Genomic DNA, 15,067 nt, shown 5'->3' with positions numbered 1-15,067 from the left:
GATAAATATCATTTGTTACGCCTTAAGTAAAACCTTAATCAAATAATTCTATGGAAATAGTAATAAGTTTGATGAATGTATCGCTGGGGAATCATGCAAAATAAAAATTATACATTTAATAAAGCATGGGTTATTCTGCGCGGGTTATATGCCTTTATTGTCACAGATTTTATTTTCGGTTGGGTCATTGCATTACTAATGTTTTTCCAACGAATAAAAAGACAAGCCCGAACTTTCGTTCGGGCTTTTTTTTGAATTGGATAATAGTTATCCAGAAAGGTTACTCGGTGCTATTTTTTTCCGCCTTTCCGGCCATTTGTGCCAGGAAGTCATAACGTTTTTGCAAATCAGCGGCGGCATCCTTCCATAACTGTTCTGCCACTTCCGGCTGTTGCGTGTTCAGACGGCGGAAACGCTGCTCATGAAGAAGCGTTTCTTCCAGAGCTTCTGAAGGCGGGCGGGAATCCAGCGCCAGCGGCAGTTTACCTTCATCGGCTCGACGCGGATCAAAGCGATACAGCGGCCAGAAGCCCGTTGCGGTGAGTTGACGCATCTGGTCGTGACTTAATGCCAGGTCATAACCGTGCTCTTCACATGGGCTGTAAGCAATAATCAGCGATGGCCCCGGATACGCTTCCGCTTCCTGTATCGCTTTCACCGTCTGGTTGAGTTGTGCGCCCAGAGAAATCTGCGCGACATAAACATGACCGTACATCATCATGCTAACACCAAGATCTTTGCGTGCTTTGCGTTTGCCATGTTCACCAAACTTAGTTACCGCGCCAAGCGGGGTAGCTTTCGACGCCTGACCACCGGTATTGGAATAGCATTGCGTATCCAGCACCAGGATGTTGACGTTCTCCGTCAGACTCAACACATGATCCAGACCGCCAAAGCCGATGTCGTAAGCCCAGCCGTCACCACCAATCAGCCAGATTGATTTCTCCACCAGCGCATCTGCGTCACGCAGCAGTTCATGCGCTTCAGCCACATCTTTGAGTTGCTGGCGCAGAGCCGCGACTTGTTCGCGACGAACGTCTGGCGTGGCGTCTGATTTCAACGCAGTCAGTAACTCAGCAGGGATTTTGTCAGCAAATTGCTCCAGCAGACGCAGCACGCGGACACGGTGTTGATCGACCGTCAGGCGGAAACCAAGGCCGAATTCGGCATTATCTTCAAATAGCGAGTTCGCCCATGCCGGTCCACGACCGTTGGCATCAGTGGTATATGGCGTGGAGGGCAGGTTGCCGCCGTAAATAGAAGAACAACCAGTAGCGTTGGCAATCAACATCCGATCGCCATAGAGCTGAGTGAGCAATTTGATATACGGCGTCTCACCACAACCGGAGCAAGCGCCAGAATATTCAAACAGCGGAGTGATCAACTGCGAAGTACGAATATCAATACGTTCCAGTTTGCTGCGGTCGATTTCTGGTAAATTCAGGAAGAAGTCGTAATTGATTTTCTCTTCTTCCACATGTTCCAGACGCGACATCATATTGATGGCTTTGATCTCTGGATTTTGTCGGTCTTTCGCCGGGCAAACTTCTACGCACAGGTTACAACCGGTGCAATCTTCCGGTGCCACCTGCAACACATATTTCTGCCCGCGCATATCACGAGATTTTACATCCAGTGAATGCAGGCTGGTCGGAGCGTTTTCCATCGCTTCGGGCGGTACGACTTTCGCGCGAATGGCAGAGTGTGGGCAAGCGGCGACGCAGTGGTTACATTGAGTACAGAGTTCCTCTTTCCAGATAGGAATCTCTTCGGCAATGTTGCGTTTTTCCCAGCGAGTAGTGCCCATCGGCCAGGTGCCGTCTGGTGGTAGCGCTGAAACGGGGAGGGCGTCGCCAAGTCCGGCGAGCATCGCAGCGGTAACCGTTTTGACAAAATCAGGTGCGGCATCAGATACGACTGGTGGACGGTTGGCACTTTGCGGATTTACCGGTTGCAGTGGTACTTCTTCAACGGACTCGCGCGCCAGCGCCAGAGCTTGCCAGTTGCGTTCCACCAGATCCTGGCCTTTGCTGCTGTAACTTTTGGCAATGGCGCCCTGCAATTCTGCGAGGGCGCTGTCGCCAGGCAGAATTTGCGTCAGGTGGAAGAAAGCCATCTGCATGACGGTGTTAATGCGAGCTGCCAGCCCACATTCACGGGCGATTTTCGCCGCGTTAATCACATAGAAACGCGCTTTTTTCTGATTCAACACAGCCTGAACTTCTTGCGGCAGTCGCGACCACACTTCATCTGCGCTGTACGGCGTGTTGAGCAGGAAAATGCCGCCAGGTTTTAAACGCTCAGCCATTTGATATTTGTCGATAAACTGCAACTGGTGGCAGCCAACAAAATCAGCCTGGGAAATGAGATAAGCGGAACGAATCGGCTGCTCGCTCACGCGAAGGTGAGAAACCGTCAGGCCGCCCGCCTTTTTGGAGTCGTAAACAAAATAGCCCTGTGCGTACCACGGCGTGGAATTACCGATAATTTTGATATTGTTTTTAGTTGCGGAAACGCTGCCGTCGCTACCCAGCCCGTAAAAGAGTGCTTCCAGTTTTGCGGAATTCGGCAGAGTATTTTCCGGCAATGGCAGCGACAAATTGGTCACATCGTCATAAATACCAACCGTAAAGCGCGCTTTCGGTTTAGCTGCGTTGAGTTCGGCGAATACCGCCAGTACACAGTCTGGGCCAAATTCTTTGGATGAAAGACCATAGCGCCCGCCAATGACGCGTGGCAGTGTTTCGCGCTCGCCATTATTAAAGGCTTCAGCCAGCGCCGTCATTACATCCAGATACAGGGGTTCTGCCTGCGCACCAGGCTCTTTGGTGCGATCCAGCACCGCCACAGTACGTACAGAGTTCGGCAATGCTTGCAGTAAGTGTCTGGCGGAGAAAGGGCGGTAAAGTCGCACTTTTAGTACGCCCACTTTTTCGCCATGGGTCAGCAATTCGTCCACGACTTCTTCACAGGTGCCGATGGCCGACCCCATCAGGATAATTACCCGTTCCGCTTGCGGATGACCATAATACTCAAACGGCTGATACTGGCGACCTGTAGCGGCAGCGAAATCAGCCATCGCCTGTTCAACATGGTCATAGACCGCGTTGTACCACGGGTTAGTGGCCTCACGTGACTGGAAGTAAGTGTCCGGATTAGCCGACGTACCGCGGATTACCGGATGTTCCGGGTTAAGTGCGCGAATGCGATGAGCATCAATTTCTGCCTGGGGCATTAGCTCAAGAATAGTGTCGTCAGCCAGTGGGACAATTTTGTTGATTTCGTGGGAAGTTCTGAAACCATCAAAGAAATGAATAAATGGTACGCGGCTTTTCAGCGTTGCGATGTGCGAAATGAGAGCAAAGTCTTGGGCTTCCTGCACGTTTGCTGCACACAGCATGGCGCAACCCGTCTGGCGCACCGCCATCACATCTGAATGATCGCCAAAAATAGAGAGCGCATGAGTGGCCACAGTACGCGCTGCCACATGCAGTACAAACGGCGTTAGCTCACCTGCCAGTTTATACAGCGTCGGGATCATCAGCAGTAAACCCTGCGACGATGTAAATGATGTCGAAAGAGCGCCTGTTTGCAAAGCACCATGCACAGTTGCGATAGCGCCAGCTTCTGACTGCATTTCAACCACACGAGGTGTATCTCCCCATACGTTCTTCAGGCCGTTTCCGGCCCAGGCATCAGCCTGTTCAGCCATCGTGGAACTCGGGGTAATAGGGTAAATGGCGATAACTTCACTGGTGCGAAATGCCACCGAAGCTACCGCGCCATTTCCGTCAATTGTGATCATACGACACCCTTACATTGCGCAAATGAGGGGCGCACGAAAAAGCTGCGCGCCCAGTAGTAATCTTTTAATTTTAGCAAATGGCTTTCTGCTGCATTTTCGCTTTTGTGTTCTCTATATCAGCGTAATGAATGTTTTGATCAAATCCCGGGCAAAAAAATAGCCACAAAATAGTAAAAAAACGTTGCAATTCACATACAGTTCTCGACGTAGCCGCCTGAGCTGCCTATTATTACGGCGGTTTCGTTGGACTTAAAGATTTGAGGAAGTAAAGATGCGAGTAATGTTGTGCGTAGGGGCTGCCGTTTTATTGTTGTCGGCGTGTAGTAGTGAACCTGTTCAGCAGGCGACCGCGGCGCATGTGGCCCCAGGTTTAAAAGCGTCAATGTCGAGTAGTGGAGAGGCAAATTGTGCAATGATTGGCGGTTCGCTTTCCGTTGCCCGTCAACTGGATGGTACAGCGATCGGGATGTGTGCATTGCCCAACGGCAAACGCTGTAGCGAACAGTCGCTTGCCGCCGGAAGTTGTGGTAGTTATTAATTCATTAAATCCGCCAGCTTATACGTTAATGTCTGTTTTGCGGTCGCCAGCGTTAACTGATTCGCGGTCAGATCCACTTGCGCACCTTCTTTCAGCATTTCGCGGATGGTGTTATCGAGTTCGTTAAGCTGTGGATTGGCACACATCATACGAGTCATTGCCAGTCCTTTAACTTTTAGTTCTCCGTCCGAAAGTTTACCTTCGCCGCTAAAGCGGTTGCACATGTTGCCAGAAATCATCATCTTTTCACCAAAGCTGATTTCTGGCGGGTTTTTCTCGCTGGCAACAGGTTGACCATTTACACTTTCCAGTACGAAACGGTGATGTTGTAACTGTTCTGGCGTTACAGCAATTTTGTCATTACTTACACATCCCGCCATCAGCAGGCTTAGCGCGACTAGCGCGGCAACTTTCTTCATTTTAGTTCTCTACTTAAGGTATAAATTTGGTGCTGTTTGCCGGATGCAACGCTGATTGCGTCTTATCCGTCCTTAAAACATATTTTAAGAATAGAAGATCAAATATCTTTGAGGATTATCTGAATAAGCTCCCCTGTATGACAGGGGAGCAGTGAGATTAAACCAGTTCGTTCGGGCAGGGTTCGCCTTTTTCCAGATTGCTCAAGTTTTGCAGCGTTGTCTGGGAAATACTGGTCAGGGCTTCTGCCGTCAGGAACGCCTGGTGTCCGGTGAACAGTACGTTATGGCAGGCTGACAGACGACGGAAAACATCATCCTGAATCACATCGTTGGATTTATCTTCAAAGAACAGATCGCGTTCATTCTCATACACGTCCATTCCCAGCGAGCCAATTTTCTGGTTTTTCAGTGCTTCAATCGCGGCTTGTGAATCAATCAGCGCACCACGGCTGGTGTTGATGATCATTACGCCATTTTTCATCTGATCGAACGCCGCCTCATTCAGCAGGTGGTAGTTCTCCGGCGTCAGCGGGCAGTGCAGGGAGATAACGTCTGATTCAGAGAACAAGGTCGGCAGATCGACATATTCCACGCCGAGTTCCAGCGCCGCCGCACTTGGATACGGATCGAATGCCAACAGACGCATACCAAAACCTTTCAGTATACGCAGCATTGCCACACCGATTTTACCGGTGCCAATCACCCCCGCCGTTTTACCGTACATAGTAAAACCAGTAAGCCCCTCCAGAGAGAAGTTGGCGTCACGGGTACGCTGATACGCGCGGTGAATACGACGGTTCAGCGTCATCATCATACCAATCGCATGTTCAGCGACGGCTTCCGGATCGTAAGCCGGGACACGCACCACTTTGAACCCCAGTTCTTTTGCCGCATCGAGGTCGACGTTATTGAAACCGGCACAGCGCAGGGCGATATACTTAACGCCGTGCTTTTTCAGCTCTTCCAGCACCGGACGGCTGCCGTCGTCGTTTACGAAAATACATACTGCTTCGCAACCATTGGCGGTTTTTGCCGTTTTTTCCGTCAGCAGAAAGTCAAAAAATTCCAGCTCAAAGCCAAAGGACTCGTTCACCTGTTGCAGGTACTTTTTGTCGTACTGTTTTGTGCTATATACGGCGAGTTTCATAAGACTTTCTCCAGTGATGTTGAATCACATTTAAGCTACTAAAAATATTTTACAAAATTTAAAATTTAATTGAAAGTTATGGCGATATTGAAAATTCCAGGAACATCTATGCTTAGTGTAGGCGCAACCTTCAACTGAACGGTTAAACATGCCACAATACCTGTATTGACTGCTTAATTTTTCGCTAAATCAGGATATTAACTACCCATGTTGGGTAAATATAAAGCCGTTCTCGCGCTGCTATTACTGATTATTCTTGTGCCGTTGACGCTGCTGATGACGCTCGGGCTGTGGGTTCCCACGCTGGCGGGTATCTGGCTACCGCTCGGTACACGCATTGCATTGGATGAAAGCCCACGCATTACGCGTAAAGGTTTAATTATTCCCGATCTCCGTTATTTGGTGGCGGATTGCCAGTTGGCACACATCACCGATGCCAGCCTTTCGCATCCCAGCCGCTGGTTATTGAACGTCGGTACAGTAGAACTTGACTCCACTTGCCTGGCGAAATTGCCACAGGAAGAACCCTCGCCAGCCGCGCCGAAAACTCTTGCGCAGTGGCAATCCATGCTGCCTAACACCTGGATCAATATTGATAAACTGATTTTTTCACCCTGGCAGGAATGGCAGGGAAAACTCTCTCTATCGTTGACCTCCGATATCCAGCAACTCCGTTATCAGGGCGAAAAAGTTAAATTTCAAGGCCAACTTAAAGGGCAGCAACTCACGGTCAGTGAACTGGATGTTGCCGCCTTTGCAAATCAGCCTCCAGTAAAACTGGTGGGAGAATTTACCATGCCGCTTGTGCCGGATGGGCTTCCGGTAAGTGGTCATGCTACAGCAACGTTGAACCTGCCGCAGGAACCGTCACTGGTGGATGCCGAGCTGGAGTGGCAGGAAAATAGTGGGCAATTGATTGTAATGGCTCGAGATAACGGCGATCCGTTGCTCGATTTGCCGTGGGAAATTACCCGTCAACAGTTGACCGTTAGCGATGGTCGCTGGAGCTGGCCGTATGAAGGTTTTCCCCTGAGTGGGCGGCTGGGTATCAAAGTCGACAACTGGCAGGCAGGGCTTGAGAACGCGTTGGTTAGTGGTCGACTGAGTGTGCTGACCCAGGGGCAAGCGGGCAAGGGTAACGCTGTGCTTAATTTCGGCCCAGGAAAATTAAGCATGGATAACAGTCAGATGCCGCTGCAACTGACCGGTGAAGCGAAGCAGGCAGATCTCATTTTATATGCTCGCTTACCTGCTCACTTAAGCGGAAGTCTGGCTGACCCAACGCTGGCCTTTGAACCGGGCGCATTATTACGCTCTAAAGGGAGAGTCATTGATTCGCTGGACATTGACGAAATCCGCTGGCCGTTAGCAGGTGTTAAAGTGACGCAACGTGGTGTGGACGGTCGCTTGCAGGCCATTTTGCAGGCTCATGAAAATGAATTGGGCGACTTTGTGCTTCATATGGATGGGCTGGCGAATGATTTTCTCCCTGACGCAGGCCGCTGGCAGTGGCGTTACTGGGGCAAGGGCAGTTTTACCCCAATGCACGCCACCTGGGATGTTGCAGGAAAAGGTGAGTGGCAGGACAGCACGATTACGCTGACCGATCTCTCAACCGGGTTCGATCAGTTGCAATATGGCACGATGACAGTGGAAACACCGCGCTTAATTCTTGATAAACCCGTTGTCTGGGTGCGCGACGCCCAGAATCCGTCTTTTAGTGGCGCGCTTTCGCTGGATGCAGGACAAACACTTTTCACGGGCGGCAGTGTGTTACCGCCATCAACGTTAAAATTTAGTGTCGATGGGCGCGATCCGACGTATTTCCTCTTCAAAGGGGATTTACATGCTGGTGAGATTGGTCCGGTACGGGTGAATGGTCGCTGGGACGGTATTCGCCTGCGCGGCAACGCCTGGTGGCCTAAACAATCACTGACCGTATTCCAGCCGCTGGTGCCACCAGACTGGAAGATGAACTTACGCGATGGCGAGTTGTATGCCCAGGTGGCATTTTCTGCTGCGCCTGAGCAGGGCTTCCGTGCGGGTGGGCATGGCGTGTTGAAAGGTGGCAGCGCGTGGATGCCAGACAACCAGGTCAACGGTGTCGACTTTGTTTTGCCATTTCGTTTTGCCGACGGTGCGTGGCACCTGGGAACGCGGCGGCCTGTGTCATTACGTATTGCTGAGGTGGTTAACCTGGTGACGGCAAAAAATATCACTGCCGATCTTCAGGGCCGTTATCCGTGGACCGAAGACGAACCCTTGTTACTGACCGATGTGAGTGTTGATGTTTTGGGCGGTAACGTGCTGATGAAACAATTACGTATTCCGCAACACGATCCGGCGCTGTTGCGACTGAATAATCTCTCTTCCAGTGAACTGGTTAGCGCCGTCAATCCGAAGCAATTCGCGATGTCAGGGGCATTTAGTGGTGCATTGCCGCTATGGCTTAACAATGAAAAATGGATTGTGAAAGATGGCTGGCTGGCAAACGCAGGTCCCATGACTTTGCGCCTGAATAAAGACACCGCCGATGCAGTGGCAAAAGACAATATGACCGCAGGAACTGCCATCAACTGGTTGCGCTATATGGAAATTAGTCGTTCATCGACAAAAATTAATTTAGATAATCTCGGCGTGTTAACCATGCAGGCGACGATCAGTGGTAATAGTCGCGTCGATGGTAAAACCGGTACGGTAAATCTCAATTACAGCCATGAAGAGAATATTTTCACGCTGTGGCGCAGTTTACGCTTTGGCGATAATCTCCAGGCATGGCTGGAACAGAATGCCCGACTCCCGGAAACTGGCTGCCCATCAGGAAAAGAGTGTGAGGAAAAACAATGAAAATAGTGATAGCCGCGTTCGTGTCCTCTTTTATATTGGTTGGCTGTACGCCGCGCATTGAAGTGGCTGCACCGAAAGAGCCAATCACCATTAATATGAACGTTAAAATTGAGCACGAGATCATCATCAAAGCGGACAAAGATGTTGAAGATTTGCTCAAAACCCGTAGCGATCTTTTTTGAGGTAATGATGAAAAGAACATTACTCATAGCGTTATGGATTATTGGTCTGGTGAGCAGTAGTGCGATGGCATTAACCCTGAATGAAGCCAGAAGTCAGGGGCGGGTAGGTGAAAGGCATAATGGCTACCTTGCGGCTATAAGCACTGATCCGGAAACACGCGAGCTGGTAGCAAATATCAACCAGGCACGGAAAGAGAGTTATCAGAAGCTCGCTGAAAGCCATAATATCCCATTGGAGGAAGTGGCGAATCTGGCAGGGACGAAGCTGGTGGAAAAGGCAAAACCCGGTGAATACGTGCAGGGCATAAATGGTATGTGGGTACGGAAATAACATGCAACGGTAGTTCAAACACCATTTGGTAGTAGTCGGTGAAAAATAGGGTATTAGTTCACAAGATCATAGTGCACTGTGTCGCTGCAAAGGAGAACATCGATTACACCGACATTCCTGAGAAAAAGATGAATGTCTTAAAAGAGATGCGTTCGCAACTATAGTGAATTGCTTCTTATCAAATAAATAATTTAAATAAATATTAAATATTAATAATATTCTCCGCATGAATTTGATCTCGAGATTATTATTGCCATTGCGATGATTTTTAATCATACATAAATATTATTTTTATGTTGTCGATATATTCATGATATCTATATTTAGGTGATGTCGATGAAATAGGTTGAATAATCTTCCGCTGACAATATAGAATGCCTCTCATATATTTTTTGAATATTTTATGGTCAGATATTTGTAAGGGTTGTTGATTTCAATAATCTTTATGGATTCTGGCATTCTTTATATTTGTCAGAAGGATTTATTATGCAAAGGAAAACCCTATTATCAGCCTGTATCGCATTAGCTCTGAGTGGTCAGGGTTGGGCGGCTGATATTACAGAGACAGAAACGGCTACAGGCGAAAAGAAAAATACAAATGTGACTTGTCCGGCAGACCCTGACAAGCTGACTCCGGAAGCGTTAAAACAAATCCCTCCCGAATGTTCTCCACAAGTACAACAAAACCTTATGCCGTGGGTTGCCTCAGGTGCCTTTGCGTTAATCACCGCGCTGGCGGTCGTCGAACTAAACGACGATGGTAATCATCATCATCGCAACAATGCCCCTGTACCGCCAACACCACCCGATGATGATTCCAACGAGACTCCCGTTCCGCCAACGCCTGGCGGAGATGAGATAATCCCGGACGATGGTCAAGATGATCCCCCACAGCCTCCTAAACCCATTTCGTTTAATAATGACGTTATCTTCGATAAAACAGCAAAAACGTTAACGATTCGCGATACCGTTTTTACTTACAGCGAGAATGCCGATGGGACTATTTCTCTGCAAGATAGCAATGGGCGTAAGGCAACGATTGATCTTTGGCAGATTGATGAAGCAAATAATACCGTAGCCCTTGAAGGGGGGAGCCCAGATGGCGCAATAACGTGGCAATATAATCACAATGGTGAACTCATTATTACGGGTGATAATGCTACGATACATAACACCGGTAAAACTACCGTTGACGGAAAAGACTCCACTGGCACAGAAATCAACGGCAATAACGGAACCGTTATCCAGGACGGCGATCTGGACGTCAGCGGCGGCGCACACGGGATTGATATCACTGGCGACAGTGCGACGGTGGACAACAACGGCACCATGACCGTGACCGATCCGGAATCCATCGGTATCCAGATTGACGGCGACCAGGCGGTTGTTAATAACGAAGGCGACAGCACCATCACCAACGGCGGCACCGGCACACAGATTAACGGTGACGACGCCACGGCGAATAACAGTGGTAAAACGGTCATTGATGGTACCGACTCCACTGGCACAGAAATCAACGGCAATAACGGCACCGTTATCCAGGACGGCGATCTGGACGTCAGCGGCGGCGCACACGGGATTGATATCACTGGCGACAGTGCGACGGTGAACAACAAGGGTAACATTACTGTCACAGATGAAAAATCTGTTGGTATACAGATTGACGGCGACAAAGCGACTTTTGTTCAGACTGGGGATGTTGACGTAACAAACTTTGCTACAGGGTTTAATATTACAACCAATGATGGAGACGTCTCACTGGCTGGCGATATGCAGATCGGTGATTTCTCCACGGGGCTTGTGCTCAATGGTGACAGTAACCAATTAACGCTGGCTACAGCTGATCTGAATGTTACCGGGCAGTCAGCCTCTGGGGTCAATGTTATCGGTGATAACAATAATATTGATATTACCGGCAATGTTCGTGTCGATAAAAATCAGTTGGCTGATAATGGTGCTGAAAGTTTTTACGATGACTCCACTGGTATCAATATTAAAGGCAATAATAACAAGGCAAATCTGGACGGAAAGTTAACGGTTGTCGTAGACAGCGAAATGACTACTCGTGGCTACTCAAAATATGATGGCAGTCAGGAAAATATCTCTGGCCTGGTTGTCTCTGGTGATGATAACGTTATTAATTTGAATAACGGCATTCACCTTGTGGGTGAAGTCAATCAATTAGCGGATGGTTCTGTTATTGCATCAGAACGTAAAGGCTCTGGGAATATACCAGTTATTAGTGTTGATGGTAAGTCATCGGTGTATTTGAAAGGCGATTCAACAATTAGTGGTGATTTTCCATTAGGTTATGAAAATATTATCCGGTTAAGCAATAATGCGGTGTTGGAAGTCGATGCAGATGCCTCGATAAGTATGGGGGATATTCATTCCTATAACCATTATAACATGGCTGAATCACGAATTGTTGATGTTAAATCAGGTGCCAAAGCTGTCAATAATGGCGATATTGATCTATGGAATATAGGCTTTGCTACGGTTTCTGATGTGGGTTCAACAAGTATTAATAATGGCAGTATTACGCTTTCGCAATATTATTATGGCTCAGTAGAGACTGGCGGGGCTGGTTTCTTTGTAACGAGAAACGGTGAGGCTAGTAATAATGGTGTAATTACCGGGAAAGTAATGCAGCAACAAAGTGTGATGAATATATATTCCACACTTGGCGGCACTGTGCCTAATATTTTCTACAATAAAATATCCAGTATTACAGGAATGGAATCATTTGTTAATGGTTCTGTTGTCAACAGTATTGATGGAATTATTGATTTGTATGGGCGTGGTGTTATAGGCATGTTGGCTATTAATAACTCCACCGCCGATAATGCGGGGCAGATAAAATTAGACACGTTATGGGTTGATGTAAATGACACGACTACACTGGATGGTAAAATAATTTCAACCAATGCCAGAGATTTTGGTGTGGGTATGGCGGTTGGTACAGATACGACGAGCGGTGCGAAAATCAATGCCACATCGACAAACCTGTTGGGTGGCATTATTACTGTCTATAACGCCGGTGCCGGAATGGCGGCCTATGGTACTGATAATACAGTTATTAATCAGGGTATTATCAATCTAGAGAAAAATGAAAATTATGATGATAGCCTGGGGGCGAACACACTGGTAGGTATGGCTGTATATCATGAAGGCACGGCTATCAATGATAAAACGGGCATAATTAACATTAATGTGGATCATGGTCAGGCATTTTATAATGATGGTACAGGAACAATTCTGAATTACGGCTCCATTAATTTGTTTGGTTCACCAATGGATGATGCTGATTCTCATATGGGAGCAGCAACAGAAAGTGGAGAATTATTGACAAAATTGAGTAAAAGCGGTGAGTCAATTACTACTACATCAGCTATAAATGAGTTTGTGACTGCAAAATCATTAGCCAATTACGGCAATGAAACTATTAACAGCAATTTAAATGCAACGAAATGGCTTTACAATGAAGATAATGCCAGTCTGACAATTAATGGTAATTTGAATATTGTGCAAGGACTGGAAAACAGTGGAGTGCTGGATTCTGATACCATTAATGCCAACGCCAGTATTTACAATCGTGCGACAGCAAGCATGACAACTGATCTGCTGACCCTGAATGGTGGAGTTAATTTCTACAACGAAGGGAAATTCAGCGGTGTTATTGAGGGAACCAGTTACAGACAAAACGTTGTCAACACTGGTGAAATGACAGTTACTGCTGGTGGTAAATCATTAATGAACGGCAGTTTCGTACTGTATAACGAAGCGGGTTCAACGCTCAGCAATAGCGGCAATGCTATTGCAGGTGGTGAAAATGCCATTGTTAATGTAACGCGTACTGGTGATTCGCTTGCGCAGGTTAACCGTGGCACGATTACCGCCACTAACGGTTACAGTGCTATTAAAACAGCAAGTACAGGATCAAACAGTAACGGTAAATGGATCTGGAATACGGAAACAGGTGTTATTAATGGTATTAATCCAGATGCTCCGTTGATTGATTTAGGCCGTGGGTATAATTTCGCAAATGCCGGGGTAATCAATATTCAGGGTGATGGGGCAGTTGCTATTAGCGGCGGAACGACCAGTTATACTGTCCAGTTGGTGAACAGTGGTACGATTAATGTCGGCACCGAGCAGGGTCAGGCTGATGGAACTAATGGTGAGGGGCTGATTGGTATCAAAGGAAATGGTTCTGCAACGACGATTAATAATACTCAAGAGGGCGTTATTAATGTTTACGCAGATAATTCATGGGCGTTTGGTGGCTCGACTAAAGCGATTGTGAATAATGGGATTATCAACCTGCTGTGTAATATTGATTGCGATATTTATGCACCAAATACAACAGGGACGAGAAATGATCATGATGGTACTGTTGATATCACTGTACCGAATGCTTCTGCGACACCAGGACAGGGCAACGTACCTGCTGCGCCTGTTGAGTCAGTTACCCAGCAAAAACTCACCAATTACACCATTGGTACCAACAGTGACGGAAGTTCCGGCACGCTGAAAGCCAATAATTTGGTCATAAGTGACAACGTCACGGTTAATACTGGATTCAGTGCCGGTACTGCTGATACCAGCGTAGTGATTGATGATGTTTTCAAAGGTGAAAATATCAGCGGCGTGGAGAATATCACTTCCTCCACAGTTGTCTGGAACGCTAAGGGCAGCACCGATGCCAACGGCAACGTTGACGTCACCATGAGTAAAAACGCCTACACCGAGGTAGCAACTGATTCTTCGGTGAATGATGTCGCGAAGGCACTGGATGCGGGTTACACCAACAACGAACTGTTTACCAGCCTGAACGTAGGCACGACTGCCGAACTGAACAGCGCACTTAAGCAAATTAGTGGCAGCCAGGCGACCACGGTATTCCGGGAAGCGCGCGTGTTAAGCAACCGCTTTAGTATGCTGGCGGATGCCGCGCCGAAAGTGGGTAACGGTCTGGCGTTCAACGTTGTCGCGAAAGGCGATCCGCGTGCCGAGTTAGGTAATAATACTGAGTATGACATGCTGGCATTGCGTAAAACCATTGACCTGAGTGAAAGCCAGACGATGAGTCTGGAGTACGGTATAGCTCGCCTCGATGGCGACGGTGCTCAGAAAGCGGGTGATAATGGCGTAACCGGTGGCTACAGCCAGTTCTTTGGCCTGAAACATCAGATGTCCTTCGACAATGGCATGAACTGGAATAACGCATTGCGTTATGACGTTCACAACCTTGACAGCAGTCGTTCGATCGCATTTAGCAGCACGAACAAAACGGCTGATACCGACGTGAAGCAGCAGTACCTGGAGTTCCGCAGCGAAGGGGCGAAGACTTTCGAACCGAGCGAAGGGCTGAAGATCACGCCATATGCGGGTGTAAAACTGCGTCACACACTGGAAGGTGGCTATAAGGAACGCAATGCCGGAGACTTTAACCTGAGCATGAACAGCGGCAGCGAAACGGCGGTAGACAGCATCGTCGGGCTGAAACTGGACTACGCAGGAAAAGACGGCTGGAGTGCGAGCGCTACGCTGGAAGGCGGGCCAAACCTGAGCTACGCGAAGAGCCAGCGCACGGCAAGCCTGGCAGGCGCTGGCAGCCAGCACTTTAACGTCGATGACGGGCAGAAGGGCGGCGGTATCAACAGCCTGGCAAGCGTCGGCGTGAAGTACAGCAGCAAAGAAAGTTCACTGAATCTGGATGCGTACAACTGGAAAGAGGACGGCATCAGCGACAAAGGTGTGATGCTGAACTTCAAGAAAACGTTCTAATTTTTAGC

General features: G+C 48.2%; 8 protein-coding genes. 5 read left to right on the top strand and 3 right to left on the bottom strand.

Annotated features, from left to right (window positions below; translation table 11 throughout):
* Nucleotides 1-280: 280 nt before the first annotated feature.
* Nucleotides 281-3,805, bottom strand: coding sequence for a pyruvate:ferredoxin (flavodoxin) oxidoreductase (nifJ, locus tag D9597_RS12430; protein WP_130222722.1), 3,525 nt, complete (start codon nt 3,803-3,805; stop codon nt 281-283).
* Between the two features lie 271 nt (nt 3,806-4,076).
* Here nifJ and D9597_RS12425 point away from each other — a divergent pair, with 271 nt between their 5' ends.
* A complete protein-coding gene (locus D9597_RS12425) occupies nt 4,077-4,343 on the top strand; it encodes a DUF333 domain-containing protein (RefSeq protein WP_064527363.1) in 267 nt (88 codons plus the stop codon).
* Here D9597_RS12425 and hslJ read toward each other — a convergent pair.
* Together hslJ and ldhA are read right to left on the bottom strand one after the other, a co-directional pair.
* Complete coding sequence (gene hslJ / locus D9597_RS12420) at nt 4,340-4,762, bottom strand: heat shock protein HslJ (RefSeq protein WP_130208751.1); 423 nt, start codon at nt 4,760-4,762, stop codon at nt 4,340-4,342. The two genes, D9597_RS12425 and hslJ, sit on opposite strands and share 4 nt — an antisense overlap.
* A 157-nt stretch (nt 4,763-4,919) precedes the next feature.
* On the bottom strand, nt 4,920-5,909 hold the full coding sequence (gene ldhA / locus D9597_RS12415) for a D-lactate dehydrogenase (protein ID WP_064527367.1): 990 nt from the start codon (nt 5,907-5,909) through the stop codon (nt 4,920-4,922).
* A gap of 207 nt (nt 5,910-6,116) precedes the next feature.
* On the opposite strand from ldhA, the gene D9597_RS12410 reads away from it, so the two are divergent.
* From D9597_RS12410 to D9597_RS12395, 4 genes are all read left to right on the top strand, one after another.
* Nucleotides 6,117-8,756 (top strand): YdbH family protein, encoded by a 2,640-nt coding sequence (locus tag D9597_RS12410; RefSeq protein WP_130222720.1) that lies wholly within the window; start codon nt 6,117-6,119, stop codon nt 8,754-8,756.
* A complete protein-coding gene (locus D9597_RS12405) occupies nt 8,753-8,938 on the top strand; it encodes a YnbE family lipoprotein (protein ID WP_130222718.1) in 186 nt (61 codons plus the stop codon). Before D9597_RS12410 ends, D9597_RS12405 begins: the two co-directional genes overlap by 4 nt.
* 7 nt (nt 8,939-8,945) lie before the next feature.
* Nucleotides 8,946-9,269, top strand: coding sequence for a YdbL family protein (locus tag D9597_RS12400; RefSeq protein WP_130222921.1), 324 nt, complete (start codon nt 8,946-8,948; stop codon nt 9,267-9,269).
* A 486-nt stretch (nt 9,270-9,755) separates the two neighbouring features.
* Nucleotides 9,756-15,059 (top strand): autotransporter domain-containing protein, encoded by a 5,304-nt coding sequence (locus D9597_RS12395; protein WP_130222716.1) that lies wholly within the window; start codon nt 9,756-9,758, stop codon nt 15,057-15,059.
* Nucleotides 15,060-15,067 lie beyond the last annotated feature (8 nt).

The organism is Escherichia sp. E13S3, assembly GCF_004212325.1.
Lineage (GTDB): Bacteria > Pseudomonadota > Gammaproteobacteria > Enterobacterales > Enterobacteriaceae > Escherichia.
The sequence above is the reverse complement of the archived record's forward strand: the minus strand, read 5'-3'. Positions and strand labels throughout refer to the sequence as shown.